Genomic DNA, 26,280 nt, shown 5'->3' with positions numbered 1-26,280 from the left:
GTCATTTCTAATTAAATAAACTATTCTGTTCGAAGTGAATCCACCGGGTTGGCTGCGGCTGCTTTTATCGACTTCACCGCAACAGTTGCCAGGGCAATGAGCACGACAAACGTCACCGCAAGCCCAAACTGCCACCAGGTTACATTGGCACGATAAGCAAAACCCTCAAGCCACTTCTGCACTGCCCAAACAGCCATCGGCACAGCTATTACCTGAGCCAACAACACTAGCACAACAAATTCTTTGGTAAGCAATCGAAGCAGGGAATTGACCGTCGCTCCCAGCACCTTTCTGACGCCGATTTCTTTTGTTCGCAGCTGAATCAGAAACCCCGAGAGGCCAAACAAGCCCAACCCAGCCACTGCCAGCGACAATATGGTGACGTACGAAAACAACGACATAGCCGACTCTTCCGTTTTGTAGAGCGACTCCATACGCTCGTTGAGGTAGTGGTATTCCATCGGCTCATTTGGAAAATGTTGCCTCCATACCCCGGCTACCTGATCCCGCATGTCAGCTTTCGATTTAATCAGCACAATGTCGGTTGTAAATTGCTCGTCGGAACCAGTGCTCCCCAGCCAATACATCACGATGGGGTCAATTGAATTATGCATCGAGGTATAGTGGTAGTTCTCCAACACACCAACAATTTTATCTTTACCTCCAGGAAACAAAAAAGAACCCAAATCAGCCCCAATGGGATCATCCGCCAGGCCGGTTGCGACGGCAAAACTTTCATTCACCACTACACCAGTCGGCTTTGAGTTATTGTTGATACCATTAAACCCGGCGCCCTGTTTCATCTTTATGCCCATCAGGTCAAGATAGTCTTCGTCTACTTTAATGATATTCAGCCAGTATTCATCGTTTCTGCCGCCTTCCAGCACCACCAAATTGCCCTGAGGCATGAATGAGCCCGGCGACGCACCAAAATCAGCCAGGCTTACCTTTTCGACTCCCGAAATAGCCAACAAGTCTGTCTTCAGCGCTGGCCCTCTCGTTTGAAGTTCACGGCTTCGGGGCATTTCCACCACCATGACACCTTCCTGGTTAAAGCCGAGGTCCTTGTTATGCAAAAAGTCGAGCTGTAAATAAATGGCCACCATGCCGCACATCAACACGCTGGAAATGGTGAACTGTAAAATCACCAGTCCTTTCCGAAGGGAAAAACGATTACCGCTAATACCTATCCCTCCCTTCATCACGTCGACGGTTGTCCGCTTTGAAAGGAGCATTGCCGGGTAAACAGATGAAGCCACAACCATGAAAGCCAGCGAGCCAAGAGCCGTAATAGTCAAATAAAATGTCACCTGATCTGTGAAAGTGAAGTCCTTACCCAAAATGCTATTGAGCGGGTAAAGCCCCAACTGAACAAGCGTATACCCCAACAAACTCGAAACACCAACAATCAACGAGGCCTCTGTCAGAAACTGAAAAACCAATTGATACCTGGTGGCTCCAATAGTTTTTCTTATGCCTACCTCCCTGGCTCGTTCCAGCGTGCGTATAGTAGTGAGGTTGATGTAATTGAACAGCGCCAAAAAGAAAAGCATAGCGCCTGATATCGCAAATACAACAGGATAGGCTTTGTTACCCTTGGGGTTATCTGCCTGGATCCCATGCGTAAAATGCAAGTCAGTCAACCGCTGGGCTTCCAGATCAATGCTCACCCCCTCCATATCCCCATTTTCCTTTGCTTCGGTGTAGTGCTTGTTTGCAAACTGCTTCACTTTCTCTTCGAAAGCTTGTTTATCCACCTGCTCGCCAAGGAGCAAGTAAGTCGTAAACCCAATCATCAAAAAGTTACGCCCGTCCGCTCTCCCTTCTCTGATCAAAGCCCGAATGGGCAAATCGACGTTCGGCGGCAAATCTTCCATCACTGCCGTTACCGTATAGGCCTGGTCATTAATTTCAATCACTTTCCCGATGGGGTATTCGGCACCAAAGTACTTGTTGGCCAAAGTTTTATTAAGCACTACTGTGTTTAACTCCCTCAAAGGATCTTCCAGATCACCTTCGGTTAGGTGAAAGGTGAAAACATCAAATACCTGTGGGTCTGCCACAACTATGTTTTCTTCTCTGAGAAACTCATCACCTTTTTTGAAATAAAACCTCTCCCTGATTGTGCCTGACACCCTAACGAACTCTTGTACTTCCGGCAGCTCCTCTTTCATTACCGGCCCCACCCCCTGACCGGAATAAACAGCCCGCTCAGCACCCTCTGGCGTGTTGAAAATTGAGGTAACACGTACAATCCGATCCGACCTTTCATGATAGCTATCGTAAGTAAGCTCGCTATGGACATAGAGCAATATCAGCACACAGGTCGCCAGCGAAACCGCCAATCCAAAAATATTGATCAGCGAAAAAGTCTTGTTTTTCAGCAAATTGCGCCAGGCGATCAAAAAGTAATTTTGTAACATGCTAACAGTCTTTTTCTTTCTGGAATTTAACTTATTCTGTTCTCAAAGCCTCCACCGGATTCACTCTCACTGTTTTAAGCGTGTGATAAAGCAAAGTGATCATGGCTATACCCAGAAGTATGCAGAGCGGCAGTGCAAATTCCCTCCAGCCCAGCTCCATTCGGTAGGCATAGCCATTGAGCCATTCTTCCATCAGGAAATAGCACACAGGAAGGGCTACCGCTGCGCTTATCAGCAGCAACGCAAGAAAGCGACTTGAAAACAGCACCGCAAGCCCAGAAAACGAAGCGCCCAGCACCTTCCGAATACCTATTTCTTTTGTGCGCTGAATGGCCTCAAATGAAGCCAGACCAAACAGTCCCAAACAGGCAATAACAATGGCAATGAAAGAAAAACCACTGAAAGCCTGCTGAATTTGCTGGTCGGCGGCATACTGCTGCTCGAACGACTCATCAAGATAATAGTGGTCGAAAGGATTGCCGGGAAAAAACGCCTGATAGGCTTCCCGGATTTCTGCTATTGCCTGCTGTGTTGTGCCTGGGGCGATCTTAAAGAGGAAGTACGAGGGTGCCTGCTGTTCCAGGTAATAAATCATTGCCTCAATCTCGCTGCCCAACCCATACTGATGGTGGTCTTTCACCACACCCACGATAGTCCAGGCACCAAAATCGTCATCCATGTAGCGAATCGTTTCGCCCAATGCTTCTTCGGCATCAGCGTACTGAAGCAGCTTCAGGGCTGATTCGTTGACAACCACGGCCCGCTTGTCAGTCTCAAGGTCAGGATTAAAATCACGCCCGGCTACAAACTCCATATCCACCAGAGAGAGAAAATAAGGATCGACAGCTCCCTGCCCGTATTTGTCGCTGGCGCCCTTTCTCTCCTTCAGCTGCCTGGCATAGTTGTAAAATATTGATTCTCCCGGCACCACTACACTCCTGGAAGCGTTCACAATACTCCTGCCCGCCATCAGCTCGTTGCGAAACAATCGAAATTTTTCCTCCTGATCGCCCGCTACAGCGTCGGGGGCAAGCGCCACCACCACCTGGTCCAGGTTGATACCCAAGTCCTGCGAAAACATAAAGTCGACCTGGTTCCTGACGGTAAAGGTGGTCACCAAAAGCGACAGCGACAGCCCAAACTGCACGGCCACCATGGTCCTGCGAAGAAGTACCCCACCTGTAGAATGCGCTACCCGGCCCTTTAGAATAGCCACCGGCTGGTAGGATGAAATGACCCTGGCAGGATAGTAACCTGCCAGAAACGAACCGAAGCCGATGGTGACGGCCATGGGAAGCAGCAGGTCGCTTTCCAGCATCACCCCCCAGCCGCCAGCGGTGGGCATCACCGACTGAAGCAGTGGCTGGGCAAACTGAAACAAGGTAATTGCAAGAGTAAGCCCCATCAGGTTGATGAGCAGTGCCTCTAACAAAAACTGCCCCATGAGCTGGTACTTACCAGCCCCAACCACTTTTTTGATGCCAACTTCACGGGCCCGTTCCAGGCCCTTGGCAGTGCTCAGGTTAATATAGTTGAGCCAGGCAATGACCAATATCACCAGCGCAGCCACCATGAGTATGGAAACCACCAGGTAGCTGCCGTTGGCCTTCATTTCCTGTGTATAGTGCGAGTGCAGGTGAATATTCTCCAGTGGCATCACACTTGCGGTGGGTTTGTCTCCTTCGCTCCAGTCGTTGAAGGCCTCGTTGGCAGCCAGCCATGGGTTCAGCTTGGCATTCAATTGCTCTTTTGTAGTGCCGGGGGCGGTGAGCAGGTAGGTGTAAAAGTTCACCCAGTAAAAACTCCCGTCAGCATAAGAGCCTGGGTGGATATAGGTGTCGAAGGAAATAACCAGGTCTCCCTCCATATGGGTGTTGGCCGGCATATCTTCCATCACGCCCGTCACCTGCAGGTTCATGTCCCAATCGTCGCCCTCCTTGAGGCGGAGAATTTTGCCGAGCGGGTCAGTACCGGGAAAGTAGCGATCTGCTGCCGACTGGCTCAGCACTACCTTGTTGGGGCCGTCCAGTACACTTTTCCTTTCACCTGAAACCAGCGGAAAGGAAAACACAGTAAAGAATTCCTGGCTGGCGAACAGGATTTTCGCCTCATTAAAAACCTTGTCCTGATAGCTGACATTCACAGGGCTAAAGGTTTTGTAGATTCTGGTCATCGTTTCAACTTCCGGAAAATCGGCAACGAGCTTAGGGCCTGCACCCGATGCTGCCTTTGGGAGTGCCAACGCCGTCTCACCTTCCTGATTGAAGCTCCAGTCTACCCTGAATATGCGCTCCTTGTTTTCAAAAAACTGGTCGTAGCTTTGCTCAAAAGCAACATATTGCATAATCAGCAAACTAGTGGCGATGCCCACTGCCAGCCCGCCCACATTAATAAAAGTGAGAAGTTTGTTTCTGGTGATGTTGCGCCAGGCTATTTTGAGGTAGTTGAAAAGCATGGGACTTCTTTTAGGGTTTTGATCTGATGATTCTTACATGTCACAAGATGTGCCAAACCTCAAAATACTAAAAATCAGGTAATTACAACGAAAACCAGCAGCAAAGTGCACCAAAATGAAACAATGAAGTGTTTCATTTTGAAACGATTTCGATTAGTTTTTCAAAGGCTTTGACGGGTTCCCAGGGATTCAGGGACGCTCATAGTTCAAACGTTTGTGGGGTGATTAACAGTTTAGCCTATTGCCCAGTTTTCGAGTTCAATCCCTTCGAGTCTTTCAAATTCCCTCGTGTTTTGGATAACCATGGGGCGATACCAGACGCTTGCGCCATATTCAGGAGATCAATGTGACATGTAATTTACAAGAAAGTCAGTCCAATTCTTCTGTTCAATCCTTGCTCAAAAATTCTGATCAATGTTGAGAGTTGAATATTTACTTTGCCGTTTTCAAGCTTAGAAATGTAACTCTTCTTTGTTCCTGATCTTTCGGCCAGTTGCTCCTGTGTCAGTTTTGCTTCTTTGCGGGCTGCTTTTAGCATTTCACTCACAATGAACATCTGCGCCCCCTCTTCATATTTGTTTCGGCTTTCGGTTCCGATTTTTCCGTGTTCGAGTTCAATCAACTCATCAAATGTCTTGATATTCTTATAGTCTTTCATTACTTCATCTTTTGCTGTCAAAATACTCGTTCATCAACCGAACTGCTTTGTCTATTTCCTTTGGCGGTGTTCTTTGTGTCTTTTTCTGAAAACCATTGAAAAGCACCACAAGCTGGCCTTCGTCAAAACAGCAAAAAATCCGATAAATGTTTGACTGATGTTCAATTCGGATTTCGTAAAGCCCACCTATTCCTGTTAAATGCTTTAAGAATTTCTCTGGAACACGGTCAACTTGCTTAATCAACTCGAAAACGTACTGAATTTTTCCCTTTACCTTTTGATCCTGTGCTTGATAAAATTCAATAAAGTAATTTTCGTAGAAGATTATTTTTCTATTCACCTCGCAAAGTTATCTTAAAAGATAACATTTTCTAAATTTTAGCTGATTTTCTCAGTCGCACAGCAACGAGCGGCTAACGTCCAATTATCAAAAATGGGAAGGTCAAAAAGGGGGTTACTCACAATAGAGATGACCATGGAAAAAATTTCACGTTTTTGATGGATCAAAATGGAGACTGGACGCTAGCCCCTGCCTACGACCTGACCTTCTCTTCTGGCCCGGGAGGGCAGCAAAGCACGATGGTGATGGGGGAAGGCCAGGCCCCCGCCATGGCCCATTTGATCCAGCTTGGGAAGCGAACCCACCTTTCCGGCACTGACATAACAGCCATCATCGATCAGACAGCTGAAGCACTTTCTCATTGGCAAGAGTTGGCAGAAACCTTCGACGTGAGAGAAAGTAATATAGAGCTTATTAAATCCAGAATGGTCGTGTAACCGTTGCGCCAGCTTCGCTTCCCTCGTCGAACTAATTCAGGGGCGATGCTTCTCATTTTTGATGGATCAACATGGAGACCTGCCCTTTGTCAATCATTTTCATTTGCGTTCAAATATGCACTGTTCTAATTCTTTGTAAACTAACATATCTTCAGTTACATATTGGGATAAAGTCAGTTTGAATGTTTCTGCATTAATACTTGTCGTTATGCCACAAAAATTCTTTATTCTACCAGTCGCATCCTTTAAATTCGCATTAGTAACATCGGTTACAAATTTCTCATATTCAATTACGCTGAATACTAATCCATTCTTTCTACAATAGGCATCTAATACTTCTTTGTCGTAAAGGTAGTTTTCAATTTCCCAACGCTTCATGATTCTAAAATGTTGCAGATTGTTCTGTAAGTACAATTGTCTATCGTTTTCATTATTTATTTTTCCAGAGGAAACGTCTCTGTCTTTCAAGACAAGAATCTCGACATCAGAAAACACCTTTGTTAAAATTGCTAATGCGATTTCGCTACGTTGATTGCACCATAATAGTTCAACCTTATCTCTTGGGTTGCTCTTGATTCTGATACTTTGAGGTTGCTATTATATCTATATGGGCTACGGAAAGAAAACAAGGTATTTTCAGTGCCCAGTTGTTCTCTTGTTTGCTTTATTTTAGAAAACTCACCTTCGTCAAGCTGAATAATAATATTTTGATAGCCGAAATTCGGACTTTGCGTCATAGAATGATAATTATGGTCTTTTCCACCTTTGTTACCAATCGTATGATAGGCGCTGTTATGGAATAACATTCCATCGAAAACACTACTTTTCCCGCAGCCATTCGGGCCAACTAAAGCAATTATTCTTTTTGGACTTTCACCTAAGTCAATTGTGATGTCGTGAAACCTTTTATAACCGTTTTTAAGCTGTATTTTCTTAATCCTCATTGGTAGTATGGTTGTTCTGCCCCGGGTTGCCGATAAAGATTGTGTAAACCCCAGTCGGCCCTGGTACTAGCGTTTATATTCCCTATAGTCACAGGTGGGATCTTGAGTAGATTTGACAAATTTTTACCCTGTAATAAACATATATTTTTTAAGCCATATATCCTATCATTCTGGAAAGGCTTTCTGCCAGAAGCCCACTTTGATAGCCTTATGCGGAGATTTTCAAGCCCTTCGTAGTGAGTAATGGAAAATAGGAAAATGGATGGGGGGAATTGAAACAGGAAGAACCGTAGGGATTAGTTCAACGTTATGCGGCAATAGCAAAAAGTGCATTAAAGTCTTTGAGGTCTAGCAAAGCTGAACTGGCGGAGATGGCAACACTATGGCATTCGCTACTCAATTATAAGCTTGAAATGCTTGTCAAGCCCGGCCTCGACGATTTTTCGAAATGTTGAAAGCTCTACATCTGTTCGGTTGTTCTCCAGTCTTGAAATATAGAACCTGGAAGTTCCACTTCTTTGAGCGAGCTGCTCCTGGGTCAATCCAGCTTTTATCCTTGCTGTTCGGATCAAGCTGCCAAATTTTTGCGAATCAGAAGCTTCGGCAGGTTCACTTAGCCTGTAAAGCTCATCCGGACTCAACTCGTATGGATGGCGGACTTCGCTTCCGTCTTCAGACAGGAGTGTAACGGGAATATTAGGCCAGGACAGGGTGAAATTCCTAAGTTCTACTTTTTTGAACTCTTCAGGTGATAGCAGCGGATATTCAACATCGTTTTCTCCAATTTTCCATTGTTTGAATATCCCCTCAAAGTCAAGAATTCTGCTTTCCCCATTATTGAACATACACTGAATCGTTAACCCGTTCACTTTCTGTATTTTGATAATTCTTGGGATGCCTAATTTCTTTCTCATAATCCTGGATTCAAACGATTAAAATTACCCATCAAAAAATCTTGCCTGGTTTTTGCCCATTCGATCACCTTGTTTCTTTGGGCTCTTGGCAAACTGCCGGCATATGTTGCCAATGTTTCGATTTCAATAAGTTCTTCATACTCTGCATAAATGGCATGAAAATGTGGAGGCGGATGCTCACGTGAATAAACGTCAACCTTGATCGAATCAATAATCTTTAATGTTGGCAAAGGCTATTGTCTAGTTAGACAACAAAAGTAGCTATTTCAAAGTTTCGGCACAACCTGCCATCTGTGGCAGTCGATTCGTGCCATCTTTATGTGAATGATGTATATACCATTTAATCTGTGGGGGTTGTGTATATACGCTGAATCCAATGTCGTTTAGTTGTGGAGCTATATCGCCACGAAGTGAAGATATCTTTTGACCGGAGCGAGTCAAATCGTTGAATAAGGCAACTGAGGAAAATTGAAACAGGAAGGGCGGCAGGGGATTCAACGTTGTGTGGTATTAGTGCCCACTTGCCCCATCAGGATCCTCTGCGAGAGACCGCATTGGAAAAATAGACGAGAGAGCGAAATAAGAAGAACAGCGGGGCTTAGTTCAACGTTGTGTGGTACCTACCCCATCAAAATCAACGTGGTGTCCACTTGCCCCATCAGGGTCCTCTGCGAGAGACCCCAATGGGGCAATGGAACATTGCCGCAGCTCATTCATCCCTCAGCGACTCCACCGGATTGATCCTGATCACTTTGAGGATATGCCAGCCGCTCACCAGCAGGGCGAATACAACAATGCCCAGCACCGGCAGTCCGAAAGCCCAGGCAGGCACGCTGATCCGGTAAGGGTAGCTTTGCAGCCACTGCTCCATGCCATAATACACGGTAGGAATGCACAAGCAGGCTGCGATGAGCAGCATCGCCACCACTCCTTTCGACAGCATCACAAACAAGCGAAGTCCTTCGGCTCCCAGCACTTTTCTGATGCCGATTTCTTTGGTGCGTTGGTGGGTGACAAATGCCGTAATGGCAAAAAGCCCCATGCCGGACAAGACAATGGCCAGCACTGTGAATACTTCAAAGAGGCTGCTTATTTTTTTCTCCTCTTCAAAGTTCTTGATGAAGTACTCATTTAGGTAGGACTGGCCCATGGGCTCCTGGGAGAACTCACTCCAAAGCTTCGGTAGCTCATCATTAAGCAGGGCCAACTTGTCGCTGTCGAACCGAACGGCCGCCATAAAACCGTTGGAGGAATACCTGAAAAAGAAAGGGCTGATGACTTCATTCATATTGAAAATATGGAAGTCGTCGACAATGCCGATTACCGTAAAGTTCTCGTTATGATCCACCTCGGTTACCGTCTTCCCAAGCGCTTCCCCCGACGCCACGTCCCAGCCAAAGCTGCGGCTCATCGAGGCATTGATGATGACATTGGAAGCCTCGTCTCCATACTCCCTGGAAAAATTGCGACCCGACAGCAACTTCATGTTCATCACGCTAAGGAAATGCTCGTCAACGCCGACATGCGTTACCCGGTGCGTTTCAGGGTTTTCGAGGGTCAGGTCCTGCATGGCGTTTCGGTCAAATTCCCTTGGGCCGGAGGGCACGTAGCCGGTAATCGACACAGCCTCCACTCCCGGAAGCTTTTCCAACTCCTGGCGCAGCGAGTTTCGGCCTTCCCCCAGGAGATCAACATCCTCAATCAGCATGATCTGGTCCTTTTCGTAACCAAGCGGCTTGGTTTGCAGGTAATGTACCTGTGCCAATATCACCAGCACCGACGAGAGTAAACCGATGGTAATGCTGAACTGCAACACCATCAGCACATTTCTCATTCTGCCTTTTGAACTGGTCGTTGACGTTTGGCCTTTGAGGGCACTGATCGTTTTTGTGGTTGAAAGCAGCAGTGCCGGATACAGGCCAGCCGCCATCCCGATCAGAAGACTACCACTGCAGGCAACAGCAATGTACCACACCAGACTCATGCCTTCCTGCCCCATATTCACACCGAAATATTGACTGATCAACGGTGTGGCCACCTGTTGCAACGTGAAGCCCAGACCGAAAGCCACCGACGTAATGAGCACAGCTTCAGTCATAAACTGCATGACAAGGGAAGCTCGCCTGGCCCCCATTACCTTCCTCACTCCCACCTCCCTTAACCGCTGAATATTGGAAGCGGCAGACAGGTTGATGAAATTGATCACAGCCAGCAACAATATGAGCAGTCCAATGCCAAGAAACACGTTGATGTAGGTACCGTTTACGTTCGCCGAGAGTTCGTTTTCGGAATGCGACCAAAGGTGAATGTCAGTCAACGGTGTAGTGGTAAATTCAAAGCTTCCGCCTGAGCTCAAAAACTCAGACATACTCACCCCGAGGAATTCGTTTATCTCGGGAGCAATATACTTATCTGTGAAAGACGGGAACTTACCTTCAAGCTGCTCCAGTCCACCTTTCTTAGAAAGCTTCGCATACGTATAGAAGCCCTCAGCCATCCAGAACCGACTATCACTTATTGGATTGAGGTCGGAGGAAAGTAAAATATCGAAGTTGAAATGGGTTTGGGAGGGGACATCAGCGCACACCCCTGTAACCTGCACTGAACCCTTGTCCTGGATTTCCAATACCTGACCCACTGCGAAGTCTGCCGTGGCTTCCTTGCCAAAATACTTTTCCACCATACTTTGGGTAAGCACGACAGACCTTTGGGCCGACAATAGCGTAGCCGGGTCTCCAGCAAGGATAGGAATTGAAAAAATGCTGAAGAAATTCGAATCAACGTACATCCCCTGCTCACTAGGGAAATTTTTGTCGCCATTTGTGATATTAAAGCGAAAATAGGGTCGCCCAAATATCCTTGTCACCTCCTCCACCTCAGGAATTTCCTGTTCAAATGCTTTGGCTGCTGGAGCACCAACAGTGGGCATAGAGATGAGCTCTCCTCCCAGCTTTACCTCCATACCAATCCGCACAATGCGATCAGCATCTTCATGATAAGTGTCAAACCCCTTGTGAAAAGACACAAAAATCAAGATCACGAAGAAGGTGGCCAGGCCGATGGAAAGGCCTAAGAGGTTGACCATTGAGAAGACCTTATTTCTTCTCAGGTGACGAATGGCGATGATGAAGTAGTTTCTTAGCATTGGTGTTTCTTTGTTCCTATTCTGATCTTAGGGAATCGACCGGGTTCCTGGTGGCCGCTCTGTAAGCATTTGACGCCATAGTGGCCAGCATCACTATCACCGAAATCAACGCTGCCAGTACAAAAAACAGTGGACTGAGCTGGATTCGATAGGGGAAAGTATCAAGCCAATTGCTCAGCAAATACACAGATATCGGTATGGCCACAACGGATGCAAATAATACCGTCTTTAGCATATGGGTAGAAATCAGGGCCACAATATGGCGAACCGTGGCACCCAGCGTTTTCCTTATCGCAAACTCCTTACGACGCTGCTCTACCACAAATGCCACCAGGCCATACAGCCCCATACAGCAGATAAACACTGCCAGCAATGTAAACCACGAGATAAGCTTTCCGAGTTGCTCTTCTTTCAGGTATTGCTCCGCAATGTCCTGATCGAGGTAGGAGTACTGGAACGGCTTGTCAGGAAACATGTCATTCCACGCAGCCTGCACTTCCGACAGGCCGGAGCCATAGCTGTCGCCGGAGAGCTTGACAGCTATACCACCCCAGTTAGCCATTACCACAAGCAGGGAGCCTATCGGACGGTGAAGGGAATTGTAGTGGAAATCATCTATCACGCCAACGACCAGCCCTTTTTGCAATGTCTTGTTGTCAGAGCCTCCCAGCCAGTGAATTTCCCTGCCCACAGCAGCACTCTCCCAACCAAGCTTTTTTGCCAGTGTTTTGTTTATCAAAAACGACTGCCGGGTGCCATCCTCAACCTGGTCCACCTCGTCGAGAAACCCCCTTCCCTGCTCAATACCCACGCCAAAGAAGTCGGCAAAGTTGGCCGTGCCATACATCATAGAGACATTCACGCCCTGATTTTCATCGAAGCCCTCCGGAACGACCGTATTGCCCCAAACACCCATGCCAGGAATCGTGCCCATGTACACATCACTCACCTCCGGCTTAGAAGCCAGCGTCTGGCGAAACAACTGGTATTGCGACGGACTGAGAGAACGATTGTTAATGAGAATTGTGCGTTCCTTTGCAAAGCCCAACTCCTTGCCTCTTAGATAATTGAGCTGAGTGTTGACCACCAGCACGCCCACGATGAATACCGTTGAAACAGCGAACTGAAGGGTGACCAATGCTGAGCGAAGCAGGTGGCTTTTCCCCGGATTGAAGTCTTTTTTCATAGCCTGAACGGGTGTGAAAGCAGATATATAGAAGGCGGGATAAATACCGGAGGCAATACCTGTCAAAACGGTGATGGCCAGTGCTGCGCCCATCACAAGTGGATTGCTTGTGAAATCGGAGAACTGGTAGCTGCGGTCCGTGAAGGTATTGAAAACCGGTAAGGCCAGGTTGACCAGCACCAGCGCATGCACCAAACCCAGTCCGGCAATCACCACTGCTTCGCTTAAGAACTGTGTAACAACCTGCCTGCGATAAGCCCCCATCACCTTTCGAATGCCGGCCTCTTTGGCTCGTTTAGCTGAGCGGGCGGTGGCGAGGTTCATGAAGTTAATCACCGCCACCAGCAAAATAACCCCAGCAATGATCATGAACAGGTATAGCTGAGTCATACTGCTGCCAGGCTTCATTTCCGACCTGAAACCGGACCTTAAATGAATGTCGGTCAGCGGAAGAAACACCGGAGTAAAGGTGGCGGGGTCAACCTCCTGAAAATACTGCTCCACGAGCCCGGGCATTTTTGCGTAGACGGTAGCGATTTGAGCATTGTCTTTGAGCAAAATATAAGTGTAGCTTCCAAGCCATTTCCAGTCCTGGTCTACATCATACTGATAGTTCTCTGTCCAGCGGGCATCCAGGAGCGCCATGGGCACAAAAATCTCTGCCGTCATGTGCGTGTTCCGTGGCAGATCATCCACGACGCCCGTCACCACAAGATGTGGCCCCTTATTGTAAACGATGGTTTCGCCCAGGCACCCGGTGGTGCCGAAATACTTGATAGCGATGGATCTGGTGAGCACCACGCTGTTCAGTTCTTTGAAAGCACTACCAGCATCGCCAGCTATCCAGTCAAAATCCAGTATCGAAAATAGCTCCGGATCAGTAACAAAAAGGTTGGTTTCTGCGTAGGTTTCAGACCCAACCTCCATTTCGTCGGGCCCACCCACAGCCACATTGTTCATCATACGAGCAGCTTTTTCTACCTCAGGAAGCTGGCCAATGAGGACATTTTTGTATGGAAAAGGAACCCTTGCATCCCTGAGCAAATCATCCTGACGCTGTTCCTGGTACGAAAGCCTGAAAATGCGGTCTTTCTTTTCATGATACTGGTCGTAGCTGAACTCGTCAATGGAATATACCAACACGATGATGGCCGATGCCAAACCAACTGCGAGACCCAGAACATTAATGAAAGAATACAGCTTATTCCTCCACAGGTTCCGAAAAGCGATGGTCAGATAGTTAAACAGCATAGTTCATTTGTTTGTGAGGTGTTCATCATTACTCATATCTCAATGCCTTCACCGGATTATCGGTGGCTGCTTTGAATGCCTGCTGCGCCACGGTGAGGAAGGCGATCAGCAGCGCAAATGCGCCTGTGAGCAGAAATAGCAGAACTCCGGGCTCAATGCTATAAGCAAAGTCTTCCAGCCACTTCATTCCCAGCCAATAAGCGACGGGTGCGGCCACAATTGAGGCGATAACCACCAACGCCAGGAAGTCCTTTGACATCAGTGTCACAATACTTCCCACCGAGGCTCCCAGCACTTTCCTGATCCCTATCTCCTTGGTGCGCTGAATGGTGCTAAAAGAAACCAGACCAAATAAACCAAGGCAGGAAATAAGGATGGCAATGATGGTAGCGGTGGACGCCAGCTTCACAGTTTTGCGATCAGACTCATAGAAGCTGTTGATCGACTCATCAAGAAACTGATACCTAATGGGCTGATCAGGGTATACTTTATCCCAGGCAGCTTTCACTTTGTCAACCACTGCGTCGGCACTGGCATGGCTGCCGCCTTCCAGGTTCAGCTTCACCCCGATATCGTTGCCTTCTTCGTCATAAACAAGAACCAGCGGGTCGATTTCACTATGCAGAGACCTGTTGTGAAAGTCGCTGACAACACCCACAATCGTGTGCTTTTCTGTTCCCCAATTTACCTGTTCGCTGATGGCGTCATTGGGGGCAGCAAAACCCAATTCCCTGGCAAATTTTTCATTAATCACTACTTCCTTCAGCGAATCGTTAGGCAGAAAAGGCCGGCCAGCCAGAAAATCAATCTCATAGAAGGAGAAATAATCCACTTTGCCCCTTTTTATGTGCACATCATGAATTACCTCATTCCCACTTTCGTCATACGACTTCAGCAAATCTGAGCTCCAATTGTTGCTGGACGGTGGATTGTCGTGCACAGAAATTTCGGAAATTTCAGGTATTGCGGCCAATTCGGCAGCCAGCCGCTCTTTCTTCTGGGCAGTTTCCCGCCAGGGAGTGCCCACCACCAGTATTTCGTCTTTCTTAAAACCCAGTTCTCTTTTCGTTAAATAATCGATCTGCCAAATCATCAGGAGGCAGCAAGCAATCAGTATTTGAGAAAATGTAAACTGAAAAATGGTCAAACCTCTGCGGAGAAGTGCTGAGAAATTCTTTCCCTTTTCAGTATAAATCTGGCTCTTTAGCGCCTTTACTGGCAAAAACTTACTCAGCACCAATGCCGGGTACATGCCTGCCAGCGTTCCCACGAAAAGCACCAGCGCAATCAAATACCCAATTGTGGCAGGATCGCCCAGGTTTAGCGACATGTCAGGAGACAGGAATTCATCGAAATAGATCAGAGCAAATTGACACAGGGGCAAGGCAAATGCAGTGGCTATTGATGTGAGCAAGATGCTTTCTGCCAGAAATTGAAAGACCAGCGTTGACCTCGAGCTGCCGAGCACCTTTCTGATGCCTATTTCCTTGGCCCTTCGGGTGGCCTGTGCAGTTTCAAGATTAATATAGTTAATGGCAGCAATAAGAAGAATCAAAACAGCCACAAGGGCCAAAATCTTCAGGGTGGATCTGTTAGCCACCTTCCAAACAGAATTAAATATCCCTAGTTCCGGATTGAAATGAAGCTCCGACAAAGGTTGGAGCATAAAATCCGCCACGAAGTCGCCGTCCGTATGCTCTTCCATGTATTTCTCCTTCAGCAGTGTCACCTGGCTTTCGAAGTCTTCAACCTTAGTGCCTGGCATCAGCCCTACAAATGTTTGGGTGCCGCTGTTTGTGCTCCTCCAGTCATTGAGTTTCACGCCAAACCGCTTTGCAGTCGCTACCGACACAAATTCAGTAAACCGAAAATCGGTTCTAAAGGGAATTTCATTCACAACGCCCGTTAACGTGGTCTGTATTGAATCACGGTAGGTGATTGTTGTCCCGAGCATGTCCTGGGGCGAGGCCTCGTCTCCAAAGTATTTTCTGAAAGTGCCTTCCGTCAAAACAACCTGATTGATGCCGGAAAGGGAAAAGGAAGGATCTCCGGCAATCCATTTGTAGGCGGGAAACATTTGAAAGTAGGAACTGTCCGTCAATATGGCGTTCAACCCCTCTCTGAACACAGCGGGGTCGGCACCTGATTGCGGCACTGCCACTTTGTTGCCCCCAACTTCAAAAAATTGAGCCACTGTTTCTACATTGGTAAAGCTCTCTCTGATGGCTGGACCAGCGCCACTCGCTACCCCTCTGTTGGAGCCGGTAAAGGCACCAGTGAAGGTGGTATAGAGGCGGTAAATCCTGTCGCCATTGCTGTGCTGCGTATCAAAACCATTTTCGAACTCAATCATCAGCAGCATAACGAAACAAGTGCTGATGCCTATGGCCAGACCGAGCACATTGATAAAAGCGAACATCTTTTTGCGAAGAATATTGCGCCAGGCGATTTTGATGTAGTTAAAAAACATAGTTGCTCGATTGATCAGTTAACTTAAATACTACTCATTGCGAAGACTTTCTACCGGATTCAGCCTCACTGCCTTCAATACCTGAAACAGGATAGTCAAAAAGGTCAGCACCAGCAGGCTTGCTACCGGGATGGCAACGAACCACCAGCCGATCTCAATTCTGTAGGCATATCCCTCCAGCCAGTTACTCACCAGCCACCAGCCCGCAGGAATGGCTACCACATTGCCCATAAGAACCAGCATTAGAAACTCTTTTGACACCAGCAACATGATGTCGCCGTACCTGGCACCCAACACTTTGCGAATGCCAATCTCCTTGGTCTTTTGATAAAGCGTGTAGGAAGCCAGGCCAAACAGGCCCATGCAGCCTATGAAGATTGCAAAGGCAGAGAAAAGAGTAAACAATGCGCCGAATTGCTGGTCGGCTTTGTATTGTTGGTTGAACTGCTCATCCAGAAACGAGTAGTCGAAGGTGCTCTCGGGAAACGCTTCCTTCCAGGATGACTCAAGGCTGGACAGGACTGGTGCGAGCGCAGCCGTTTTTTCACCAACAGCTCCCTCAAGGTTCAGCTTCACCAGGTAATAGTTGCTCCAATTGGAGAGGGCATAGATCACCGGCTCGATGGAAGACTGCAAAGCCTGATGGTGGTAATCGTCGGTCACGCCCATAATCCTCAGATCGGCACCACCAAAAACCGGGCACACCACGTGTTGATGCAGCGCCTCCTCAGGCGACTGATATCCCAACACTTCCGCTGCCCGTTTATTGATCACAATTTCTCCGGTAACCCAAGGTTGCTCATGCCCCTGGAAGAACGTTCCGGCTACCATGTTAATCGACAGTGCTGTAGGGTAATCTTTGTCGCAAGCAATCAAACTGAACGACGCTCCCTCGCCTTCCGCCTCACCCGTTCTCCTCACTTTCGTTGATGTCCAGCCAATTTTATGCCCCGGCATGGTGCTGGCTGTTGTCATCGCCGCAAACTGCGGGTTTCTAAGAAGCTCCGTTTTAAAATAGTTGACCTTCTTGTTGAACTCCACACTGCTCAAGGCAGAGGGAGGCGACTTTAACACCACCACATCGTTGATATTAATCCCCAAATCCTGGCTGCGCATATAGCCGATTTGCCTGTATACTGTGATAGTACCGGCTATAAGCAGAGCGGATACAGCAAATTGGAAAATCACCAGCGACCTGCGCAGAAAAACCCCTCGACTATCGCTGCTAAACCTTCCACCCAGCACTCGGGCAGGCCTGTAGCCCGACAATATAAAGGCTGGATAAAACCCCGCAAAAAATGAGGCAGTTACCCAAAACAACACGACGCAAACCCAAAAGACCGGCTCGGTAATCAGTGTGGAGTGGATTTCTATGCCCGTCCAGTTGCCAATCCGCCCTAGCATACTTTGGGCCAGCGTAAGTGCCAGCACAATGCTGACGGCATTGATCAACATCGACTCAAATAGGAATTGGCTGATTAGCTGTCTCTTTAATGAACCAAATACTTTTCTGATACCCACTTCCCTGGCCCGCTCCACCGACTGCGCAGTGGCAAGGTTTACGTAGTTGACCCAGGAAATGATCAGTACCAGCGCACCAACGATACTTATAAACACCACATAGGTATAGTTGCCTGTTTTGGCCGATTCAAATTCAAAAGAAGAGTGAAGATATACGTCAGCCATTGGCTGAAGCGAATACTCGTAATTAACGCCCTGATTCTTCTGGCTCTCCGGGCGGTGCTCCTGATAAATAGAGTTGTATGCACTTGTAACACGGTCTATGGACTGTGGGCTATTAAGTACCACATAGCTACCCAGGTAGCTATTCTCCCAGTCGTTGATCTTTACATTGATCTTGTCATAAAACGTAAGCGGGATAAGTACCTGGGGAGAGAGGTGGCTATTGAAAGGTGGGTCTTTCATCACTCCTGCCACCAGGAAGGGGTATTTACCCCAATTGTTTCCCATTTCAATCTCCCGGCCAATGGGGTCCTGCTTTCCAAAAAGCTTTTTTGCTACGCTCTCGGTGATGACCATGTTTTCCGGCTTTGTAAGCGCAGAGCGCTCGTCGCCACTCACCAGTTCGAAGCTCAGCACCTCGAAAAAAGTAGAATCTACAATATAAAAGTTACCCTGAAATATCTGACGGGGAGTAGCTTCAGACTTGTTGGTCAACGAAACATTGGTATAATCAATTCGGTCAAACCTGACGTAAGTCTCTATCTCAGGCACTTGCGCTGCCACCGCCACCGAAAGCGGGGCCTGGCTGCCGGGATTCGCTGCCGCCTCTTTGCCGGCCTGGGTCATAGTACCAACAACACGATATGTTCTGTCAAGCTTTTCATGAAAGCTATCGTAGCTGGTTTCCTGCACCACATATTGCAGAATGACCAGCACCACAGTCAGGCTCACTCCCATGCCAGCGATATTGATGAAAGCAAAACCCTTTTTCCTTTTTAGATGCCGGAAGGCAAGAATGATGTAGTTGCGAAACATATCAAATGAGTTTATCGGTCTGGTCACTTTTTGGCACTACCCGTCCTATTCTTTTCCTACTCATACCTCAAATTTTCCGTCGGATTGCCCTTTGCGGCCTGAAGTGTTTTATAACCAACCGTAATGAAAGCAATCATCATTACGGCTATCAACGGCAAAACGTAAAACCACCAACCCAGCTCTATCCGATTGGCAAAACCCGACAACCATTCACTATTGAAATACCATACTGCTGGCAAAGCCAACACACTGGCTATCAGCACCAGCTTCAGATAACCCTGGGAAAGAAGGTAGAAAATATTGGAGACAGAAGCGCCTATCACCTTTCTGATAGCTATTTCTTTGCTTTTGAGCGTGTTTTGATACGAAACCAGGCCAAACAGCCCAAGACAGGCAACGAACAGAGCCAAAAAAGTAAATGTGGTAAAGACTGTCTCAAACCGTTCCTCCGCAGCGTACTGTTTGTTAAAGGAATCCTCAAGAAAGAAGTATTCCATCGGGTTGCCAGGAAATGATGTTTCCCACGCTTCGGTCAGCTTTGGAAGCAATGTCTGCAAATTGTCGCTCTGCAACCGGAGAGAAGTAAGACCTCTTGCCCAGGGATAATTATACAGGGCAATATTCGGATATTCACTTTTCAGCGACTCATGTGAATAGTTCTTGAATACTCCTATAACTTTCATTCGATCCCCTCCGCTATTGATAAAGGAGTTGACTGCCTCCTCCGGCGTAGTGAAACCCAGCGCCTTTGCCGACGCCTCGCTTAACAGCAGTTCGGAATAGTCGATACCTTCAGCAGGCTTTTCGTTAAAATTGCTTCCAGCGAGAATTTCAATTTTGTAGGTTTCCACATAGGCCTTGTCTGCCACTATCACATGGTGCCTGGATCGCTGATCTTCAGGGGCTCCCTCTTTTCTCCATCCCCCAGACGTCCACTGGTATTCTTCCCCGGGCACTGCCGAAGAGTTGGAATAGCTTTTCACCTCAGGAATAGCGGCCATTTGAGTCCTGAATTTCTCTACGCTGTTTCTGAAATCGTTACCTCTCAACAGCGGGGCTTTTAGCACCAGCACATTACTAATATCAACCCCCAGTGGCTGGTTACGGAGATACTGTAGTTGTAAGAAAACCACGAGAATAGAGGCCACTAGTCCGGCGGAGACCATAAACTGAAAAACGACCAGCCCCTTTTTTAGGAAATTGCCTTTCGCAGAATTGCCAAACTTGCCCTTGAGCACCACCACAGGCTGGTAGGAAGATAGCACCATTGCCGGATATATGCCCGACAGCATTGTACCCACAAAAAGCATCCCAGTGATGAGTAGCCAGAACAATGGCACCGACCAAACGCTAAGCGAGTCTGGAATTCCGGCCACATCAGCCATGTAAGGCAGGGAAACCTGAAAAAGGGTAATTCCTATCACGAGTGCTATCAGGTTGACCAGAAAAGCTTCAAACAGAAACTGGCGTACCAGCCAACCTCTGGAAGCTCCTGTCACCTTGCGAACGCCCACTTCTTTGGCCCTCGATACCGCCCGGGCCGTGGAAAGGTTGAGAAAGTTGATACAGGCGATCACAAAAATGAACAAGGCCAGCAAAGAAAGAAACCGCACCGTTTCCATACTTCCATTGGTCTCCAGCTCAGCAAAGAGGTTTGACTTCAGGTGGATGTCCGCTATGGGTTGCAGAAACAATATTTCTTTTACATTTCTTTGCCTAAGCTCCTCCCCCAGGTGTTTTTCTACAAAACCGGGCAGCTGTGCGGCTAAAGCCACCGCATCGGCTGATTCTTTCATCTCGACATAGGTATAGAAGTTGGTCCAGCCCCAGGGAGCATCTTTGTAAGTGGCAATGATGTTCGCCATTGGCATGAGAAAGTCGAAATGAAAATGAGAGTTGTCGGGCATGTCGTCTATCACCCCGGTCACAGTATAGCTTTGCCTGTTACCAATTCTCAGCACTTTGCCTATAGGGTTGTCGCCCTGGAAATACTTCTTTGCAATTGTTTTCGTGATCACGAGGGTATTGGGGCCTTCCAGCTGATGCTCGGGGTCACCAATAACAACAGGAAATGAGAAAACCTTCAGAAACGAAGGGTCGACAAAAGCTAAATGCTCTTCCCGAAAGGAAATTTCTTGTCCGCCTCCCAGCGCTGCCTGCTCTGGTGCTGCAATATGGATGATCGAGGCATCCCCATCTTCGTTTGTCTCTTCTATGCCCGGATCGACGATGGTGGTGTCACCTATGGCAAACTGGTAGGTGTAATCGCCAGGCAAAAGCATGACCGTCGCCTCCCATTTGTTGTCTTTCTTCTTTAGCTGAACTCCATCGCACCAGCCACAGAAGTTTCCGGTTACGGCAACCGATTGTATAGTGTCGTTGGTCGGTAAACTAAATGTGTGCGCAATCTGCCTTTTTTCAAAATCAGTAAAGTACGTAACGAGCGCCGATCCATACTCCGGATGAATTCTGGCATAGTCGGCCACATCAGGAAAATCAGCCTTCAAAGCCGGTCCCATTTCCCGTCCTGAAACAACAGCCTTCTCAGATAATATGTCGCCATTGTAGGTCTCAGTGGTCACACGATATATCTGGTCTTTCTTTGCATGAAACTTGTCGTAGCTGGTTTCATGCCTCACATAATACAGAATAGCCAGGGTAGCGGCCATTCCAAGAGCGAGGCCAAGTATGTTGATGGCAGAAAAACCTTTGTTCTTCAGCAGGTTCCTCAGTGCGATGGTAAAGTAGTTCTTAAACATGTTTCAAAGTTAAAGTGCCCGTGTTGTCCTCTTTAGTTTCCAAACCGAATGCCACATTTCATTATTCATTGATTATCAGATAATTACAAATAAATCGATATGCATTGATGCTAGTAATTGTTTCACATTGGAACAATTTTTCGTTTCATTGTGGAACAGTTTATATATTTCACCGAACAACCCTCCAAGGGTTTCAAATCCCTTGGAGGGTTGCCAACAAATCAAATAGCTGATAATGCCCAAGCTCAACGCCAATATACTCATCATTGAAGACGACGAGGACGTGCTCTACACTGCTAAGCTGGTGCTTAAGCAGCGATTTGGTGAAGTGCATACCGAGACCGACCCAAAGCGACTTCCAAGGCTATTGGAGAAAACTGCCTTCGATGTGATCCTGCTCGACATGAACTTCTCCCACGGGCAAACCAGCGGGAACGAAGGGCTCTTCTGGCTGAGAGAAATACTTAAGCTTGATCCGCAGGCGCACGTCATTATGAACACCGCCTATGGCGACATCCAGCTGGCGGTTGAAGCCATGAAAATCGGTGCAATCGATTTTCTGGTGAAGCCATGGGAAAGGGAAAAGCTGATAGCAACCGTCGAAAACGTCTTCCAGCTTTCCCGCTCCAAAAAGGAGGTGCAAAAGCTAAAGTCGAGAGAAAAGGTAATAACTGGAGACATCGACAAGGCCTTTCCCGACATGATCAGTCGTTCCGATGTGATGGCTCCTGTGTTTGAAGCGATAGAAAAAGTAGCAAAAACAGACGCCAATGTGCTTATCCTTGGTGAAAACGGAACAGGCAAAGAGCTGGTAGCCAGGGAGATCTACCGTCAGTCGCTCCGGGCAAAAGAGCCTTTCATCAAAGTTGATCTTGGCTCGCTGGCAGAAAGCCTTTTCGAATCTGAACTTTTTGGCCACAAAAAGGGAGCCTTTACTGATGCCAAAGAAGACAGGCAGGGACGGCTGGAAATAGCATCGGGCGGCACGCTGTTTTTAGATGAAATTGGCAACCTTACCACCACCCAGCAATCGAAGTTACTCACGGTGCTGCAGGCCCGGCAGGTGACGCCTATCGGCTCCAATCGCCCGGTCGATATTGACATAAGGCTAATTTCTGCCACCAATATCCAGCTGGATCAGGTGATAGAGAGTGGAGAATTCCGGCAAGATTTATTGTATCGAATCAACACAGTTGAAATAACACTTCCGCCTCTCAGGTCAAGGACCGGTGACGTGGCGTTACTGGCGGAGCATTACCTTAACTTGTACGCCAGCAAATACAACAAGCGACAACTGTCGCTGAACAAGTCGGCTTTAAAAAAACTAGACCAGTACCCCTGGCCTGGCAACATCCGTGAGCTGCAACATACGATGGAAAGGGCGGTGATTATGGCCGATGCAACTGAGCTGACCGCCGATGATTTCCCACTCGACAAAAAGCCCCAACCCAGCATGGTGAACGAAGTGCTCCAAAAAGATGAAATGGAAAAGCAGCTCATTCAAAAGGCCATCAAAAAATGGGAAGGTAACCTGACAAAAGCGGCTGACGAAATGGGCATGGGCCGCACCACGCTGTACCGTAAAATGAAGAAGTATGGTTTTTGACAGGTTTCGCTGGCAGGTGATCCTCCGTATAGCTCTTATCCTGTTGCTAGGCTACGCAGGCATGTACATCATTATGAGCACCGACTTCTGGCTGGCTGGCTGCTGGCTGATCCTGTTTACTGCCATTGCCACGGTATCCTTGTTTCGCTATGTGGAAATCTACCGAAGGGAGCTCTACAATTTCCTTTCTGCTATCAAACAGGGCGATTTTACCAATTCTTTTTCCGGCCACACCGCCCGTTTCCGGGTTGATGATTTAAAATTCGCCTATTCCGAAATCATCAGGGTCTTCCATCAGCTAAGCTCCGAGCGGGAGTCGCAATACCTGTTTCTTCAAACCATAGTGGAGCATGTGAGGGTGGCCCTTGTTGTAGCCGACCCAAAAGGCGAAGTGCTGATCTATAACCGTTCGTTTACCGAGCTTACTGGCAAGAAGTTCATTAAGAACATGGGCTCTCTTCGTAACGTTGATGAAGCCTTTTATAACACCATCGCTGCTTTGGAACCGGGTCAACGCATTCTCACCAAGCTGCTCCACAAAGAGCTTTATAACCTATCCGTACAATGCTCTTCTATCACGGTGAAGAACACTCAATACCGCATTATCTCATTTCAGGACATAAGGAATGAGTTGGAAGAAAGGGAACTCGACTCATGGCAAAAGTTGATCAGGGTGCTCACGCACGAAATTATGAACTCAGCCATCCCAATTTCCACGCTCACCTCTGTGATAAGAGAGATGCTCGAAGACGAGGCTGGTCAGCCCCTGCCCCTTTCAGAGCTGGACGACGAGTCGGCGAAGGACGTTGTCGATAGCCTGAAAACGATAGAAAACCGCAGCAAAGGCCTCGTCAGGTTTGTAGAGGCCTACCGCAGTTTGACAAATATTCAGCCTCCCAGGTTTGAGAAAGTAAAAGTATCAACGCTGTTTGGCGAGGTTGAAAAACTCTTTTTGAAGGACTTCGATAAAAAGAAGATCAAGCTGGAGACTGAGACCTTGCAAGCCGGGCTGGAAATCACCATCGACAAAGACCTGTTTGAGCAGGTACTGATCAACCTCGTAAAAAACGCTGGAGAAGCAGTGGAAGCAATCGCTTCTCCCCTTATCAAAATGAGCGCAACGCAAGATAATGGAAACGTTATCATCTCAATTTCAGACAATGGCCCTGGTATTCCAGCCGATATCCTGGACAACATTTTCGTACCATTTTACACTACCAAAAAACAGGGGTCAGGCATTGGGCTCAGCCTCAGCCGGCAGATCATCAGGCTGCATAAAGGGACCTTGACTGTGAATACAGAGATTGGAAAAGGGACGAGTTTCGTAGTGAGGGTGTAGACTTATTTGTAGTGTCCTCTTAGAGAATAGACGTAAACCAAATTGTTCTCAACTCCATAAATGAGTCTATGCTCTGCATTGATTCTTCTCGACCATTTTCCAGAAAGGCTGTGCCTCAGAGGTTCAGGTTTACCTATTCCTTGAAATGGATCAACCTGAATAGCTTTAACCAAAACCGATATTCGCTGCTGGATTTTCTTGTTTCCAGATTTCTTCCAAAAAACGAGATCATGAATGGCCTCCGGAAGGTAAATTACTTCCATAAATCATCTGTGTCGATTTTGACTCCCTTTCCTTCTTTCAAGTCTTTATCTCCTTTCATGATTTTGGAAACGAATTCAGGGTTATACTGCCCAGCATCCTTTTCTTCAAAAGAAATCTTTAAAGCCTTCATAAAGGCTTTTAAGGCAACTAATTTCTCCTTGTTATCTGGATATGCTATTACTTGACTCATGTAACAAAGATAAGGAATTCAGAAATCATTATTCCAAGCCGAATCATTCAAATAAAGGAAGCTTACTGCAAACCCAGCCGTGGGGCCAGAAGTAACTATCGCTGGCGGGGAATTCCAGAACATTCCAGTGGACGGCACTTATGTCGACGACAATCTGGTAACAGCTCCTGCGTGGACTGCTCCCCTGCTGTCATTAGAGATTTTCTGAAGGTAATGGGTGCTAAGATTGGCATCTAAGGAAGACCGACCTAAGAAAAGGAGATAACTAAATAGCCACCTCCTTTTTTATGACTTTGTCTTCAGGCAACAGTTTTCAGACAAAGGAAAAAGTTAGCCATGAGCGTGGCGGGCTAAAAGTTTTATTTAGTTTTGTCGCCCGTTTTTAAATTCATCTTGCACAATGAACTCACTGTTCCCCACCAGCTACTCCACACTTTCCGCTTCCGCTTTGGGGCAATACATTGCAAAAGCTTATAACTGGACATCGGTCAGTTGCGAGCTGCTGCTGAGAGGTGTAGGTGACACTTATGTGCTGGAAACCTCAGATCAGCAGCACATCCTCCGTATCTACCGTCACGACATCCGTACTTATGAACATGTGGCCGCTGAAGTTGAATTGCTTTTACAGGTAAAAGCTGCCGGAGTACCCGTTTCTGTTCCGATAGCAGATACCAACGGACGCTACATCCATACCTTTGAAGCTGCTGAGGGAAAGAAATATGGTGTTTTGTTTTCGTTCGCTCCTGGCCAGTTTGTGTCGGTGCTGGATGACAATCAGCTAGAGACATTAGGCTTTGAAATGGCAAGATTCCATGAAGTATCGACTAACCTTGTGCTGACCTATCCCCGCTGGACGTTTGACTTAGAAACTACTTTGCAACGGCCACTGAAAATGATCGCCCCTTACTTTACCGATGATAAGGAGGATTATCGCTGGCTACAGCAAGCAGCAGAAAGGGCATCAACAGCCATTAAAGAGGTGGATGACTCATCTTTTGCCAAAGGCTACTGTCACTACGACTTCATGCCTAAAAACTTCCACATCGACGACAACGGGCAGTTCACCTTTTTCGACTTCGACTTTATGGGATATGGCTGGCTGGTCAACGACATCATGACTTTCAAGATCAGTCTGGATCTGGACGTGCAATACGGCAAGCTAAAAAGGGACGCTGCCGATACGGCCTTTGCCATCTTCCTGAAAGCCTATCAGTCGCACAAACCTGTGAGCGAGGCGGAGCTTTGTATGATTCCGCACCTGTCGCTGGGTTTCTGGCTTTTTTACTTAGGCTCTTATACAATCCACGACCAGTTTCTGCCATTGTTACAAGCCCCTCACCTGGGAAGAAGAGTACAAATGATCAGGCAGATGATGGAGCAACACGGCTACTGATCAGTCG

At 47.4% G+C, this 26,280-nt stretch carries 20 protein-coding genes; 5 read left to right on the top strand and 15 right to left on the bottom strand.

Annotated elements, in window-relative coordinates; all coding sequences use genetic code 11:
- Positions 1-20: 20 nt before the first annotated feature.
- From ACMVP2_RS22115 to ACMVP2_RS22100, 4 genes are all read right to left on the bottom strand, one after another.
- Positions 21-2,423, bottom strand: a complete 2,403-nt coding sequence (locus ACMVP2_RS22115; protein WP_416865149.1) for an ABC transporter permease — start codon at positions 2,421-2,423, stop codon at positions 21-23.
- A gap of 31 nt (positions 2,424-2,454) precedes the next feature.
- Positions 2,455-4,878 (bottom strand): ABC transporter permease, encoded by a 2,424-nt coding sequence (locus ACMVP2_RS22110; protein ID WP_416865148.1) that lies wholly within the window; start codon positions 4,876-4,878, stop codon positions 2,455-2,457.
- Between the two features lie 358 nt (positions 4,879-5,236).
- Positions 5,237-5,536: a helix-turn-helix transcriptional regulator gene (locus tag ACMVP2_RS22105; protein WP_339812069.1), complete on the bottom strand. Its 300-nt coding sequence runs from the start codon at positions 5,534-5,536 to the stop codon at positions 5,237-5,239.
- Positions 5,537-5,540: 4 nt separating this feature from the next.
- Positions 5,541-5,876: a type II toxin-antitoxin system RelE/ParE family toxin gene (locus ACMVP2_RS22100; protein ID WP_416865147.1), complete on the bottom strand. Its 336-nt coding sequence runs from the start codon at positions 5,874-5,876 to the stop codon at positions 5,541-5,543.
- Positions 5,877-5,959: 83 nt separating this feature from the next.
- On the opposite strand from ACMVP2_RS22100, the gene ACMVP2_RS22095 reads away from it, so the two are divergent.
- Positions 5,960-6,313, top strand: a complete 354-nt coding sequence (locus tag ACMVP2_RS22095) for a HipA domain-containing protein (protein WP_416868214.1) — start codon at positions 5,960-5,962, stop codon at positions 6,311-6,313.
- A gap of 99 nt (positions 6,314-6,412) precedes the next feature.
- Here ACMVP2_RS22095 and ACMVP2_RS22090 read toward each other — a convergent pair whose 3' ends face one another.
- The 9 genes from ACMVP2_RS22090 to ACMVP2_RS22050 all read right to left on the bottom strand — a co-directional run bounded on the left by ACMVP2_RS22090 (position 6,413) and on the right by ACMVP2_RS22050 (position 21,481).
- Positions 6,413-6,691: a hypothetical protein gene (locus ACMVP2_RS22090; protein ID WP_416865146.1), complete on the bottom strand. Its 279-nt coding sequence runs from the start codon at positions 6,689-6,691 to the stop codon at positions 6,413-6,415.
- Positions 6,692-6,822: 131 nt separating this feature from the next.
- Entirely contained in the window at positions 6,823-7,257 is a 435-nt protein-coding gene (locus ACMVP2_RS22085) for an AAA family ATPase (RefSeq protein ID WP_416865145.1), read from the bottom strand.
- Between the two features lie 392 nt (positions 7,258-7,649).
- Positions 7,650-8,171 (bottom strand): helix-turn-helix domain-containing protein, encoded by a 522-nt coding sequence (locus ACMVP2_RS22080; RefSeq protein ID WP_416865144.1) that lies wholly within the window; start codon positions 8,169-8,171, stop codon positions 7,650-7,652.
- Complete coding sequence (locus ACMVP2_RS22075; RefSeq protein ID WP_416865143.1) at positions 8,168-8,401, bottom strand: DUF4160 domain-containing protein; 234 nt, start codon at positions 8,399-8,401, stop codon at positions 8,168-8,170. The genes ACMVP2_RS22080 and ACMVP2_RS22075 overlap by 4 nt, the downstream gene beginning before the upstream one ends.
- A gap of 479 nt (positions 8,402-8,880) precedes the next feature.
- Positions 8,881-11,316: an ABC transporter permease gene (locus ACMVP2_RS22070; RefSeq protein WP_416865142.1), complete on the bottom strand. Its 2,436-nt coding sequence runs from the start codon at positions 11,314-11,316 to the stop codon at positions 8,881-8,883.
- 16 nt (positions 11,317-11,332) lie between these two features.
- On the bottom strand, positions 11,333-13,753 hold the full coding sequence (locus tag ACMVP2_RS22065; RefSeq protein ID WP_416865141.1) for an ABC transporter permease: 2,421 nt from the start codon (positions 13,751-13,753) through the stop codon (positions 11,333-11,335).
- A gap of 28 nt (positions 13,754-13,781) precedes the next feature.
- Positions 13,782-16,223 (bottom strand): ABC transporter permease, encoded by a 2,442-nt coding sequence (locus tag ACMVP2_RS22060; protein ID WP_416865140.1) that lies wholly within the window; start codon positions 16,221-16,223, stop codon positions 13,782-13,784.
- Positions 16,224-16,253: 30 nt separating this feature from the next.
- The gene (locus tag ACMVP2_RS22055) at positions 16,254-18,722 is read right to left on the bottom strand and encodes an ABC transporter permease (protein WP_416865139.1); all 2,469 of its coding nucleotides are present in this window, start codon (positions 18,720-18,722) and stop codon (positions 16,254-16,256) included.
- Positions 18,723-18,778: 56 nt separating this feature from the next.
- Complete coding sequence (locus ACMVP2_RS22050; RefSeq protein ID WP_416865138.1) at positions 18,779-21,481, bottom strand: ABC transporter permease; 2,703 nt, start codon at positions 21,479-21,481, stop codon at positions 18,779-18,781.
- Positions 21,482-21,716: 235 nt separating this feature from the next.
- Here ACMVP2_RS22050 and ACMVP2_RS22045 point away from each other — a divergent pair, with 235 nt between their 5' ends.
- Together ACMVP2_RS22045 and ACMVP2_RS22040 are read left to right on the top strand one after the other, a co-directional pair.
- Positions 21,717-23,087: a sigma-54-dependent transcriptional regulator gene (locus ACMVP2_RS22045; RefSeq protein ID WP_416865137.1), complete on the top strand. Its 1,371-nt coding sequence runs from the start codon at positions 21,717-21,719 to the stop codon at positions 23,085-23,087.
- Positions 23,077-24,426, top strand: coding sequence for a sensor histidine kinase (locus ACMVP2_RS22040; RefSeq protein WP_416865136.1), 1,350 nt, complete (start codon positions 23,077-23,079; stop codon positions 24,424-24,426). The genes ACMVP2_RS22045 and ACMVP2_RS22040 overlap by 11 nt, the downstream gene beginning before the upstream one ends.
- 2 nt (positions 24,427-24,428) lie before the next feature.
- Here the strand turns inward: ACMVP2_RS22040 and ACMVP2_RS22035 are convergent, their stop codons facing one another.
- Both ACMVP2_RS22035 and ACMVP2_RS22030 read right to left on the bottom strand, forming a co-directional pair.
- Complete coding sequence (locus ACMVP2_RS22035) at positions 24,429-24,689, bottom strand: Txe/YoeB family addiction module toxin (protein WP_416865135.1); 261 nt, start codon at positions 24,687-24,689, stop codon at positions 24,429-24,431.
- Positions 24,680-24,880, bottom strand: coding sequence for a DUF2683 family protein (locus ACMVP2_RS22030; protein ID WP_152000197.1), 201 nt, complete (start codon positions 24,878-24,880; stop codon positions 24,680-24,682). The genes ACMVP2_RS22035 and ACMVP2_RS22030 overlap by 10 nt, the downstream gene beginning before the upstream one ends.
- A 79-nt stretch (positions 24,881-24,959) precedes the next feature.
- On the opposite strand from ACMVP2_RS22030, the gene ACMVP2_RS22025 reads away from it, so the two are divergent.
- Positions 24,960-25,088 carry a hypothetical protein gene (locus ACMVP2_RS22025; RefSeq protein ID WP_416865134.1) on the top strand — a complete coding sequence of 43 codons (129 nt, stop codon included), beginning with the start codon at positions 24,960-24,962 and terminating at the stop codon, positions 25,086-25,088.
- 192 nt (positions 25,089-25,280) lie between these two features.
- On the top strand, positions 25,281-26,273 hold the full coding sequence (locus ACMVP2_RS22020) for a phosphotransferase enzyme family protein (RefSeq protein ID WP_416865133.1): 993 nt from the start codon (positions 25,281-25,283) through the stop codon (positions 26,271-26,273).
- Positions 26,274-26,280: the final 7 nt, after the last annotated feature.

Source organism: Imperialibacter sp., assembly GCF_048007035.1.
Taxonomy (GTDB): domain Bacteria; phylum Bacteroidota; class Bacteroidia; order Cytophagales; family Cyclobacteriaceae; genus Imperialibacter.
The sequence above is the reverse complement of the archived record's forward strand: the minus strand, read 5'-3'. Positions and strand labels throughout refer to the sequence as shown.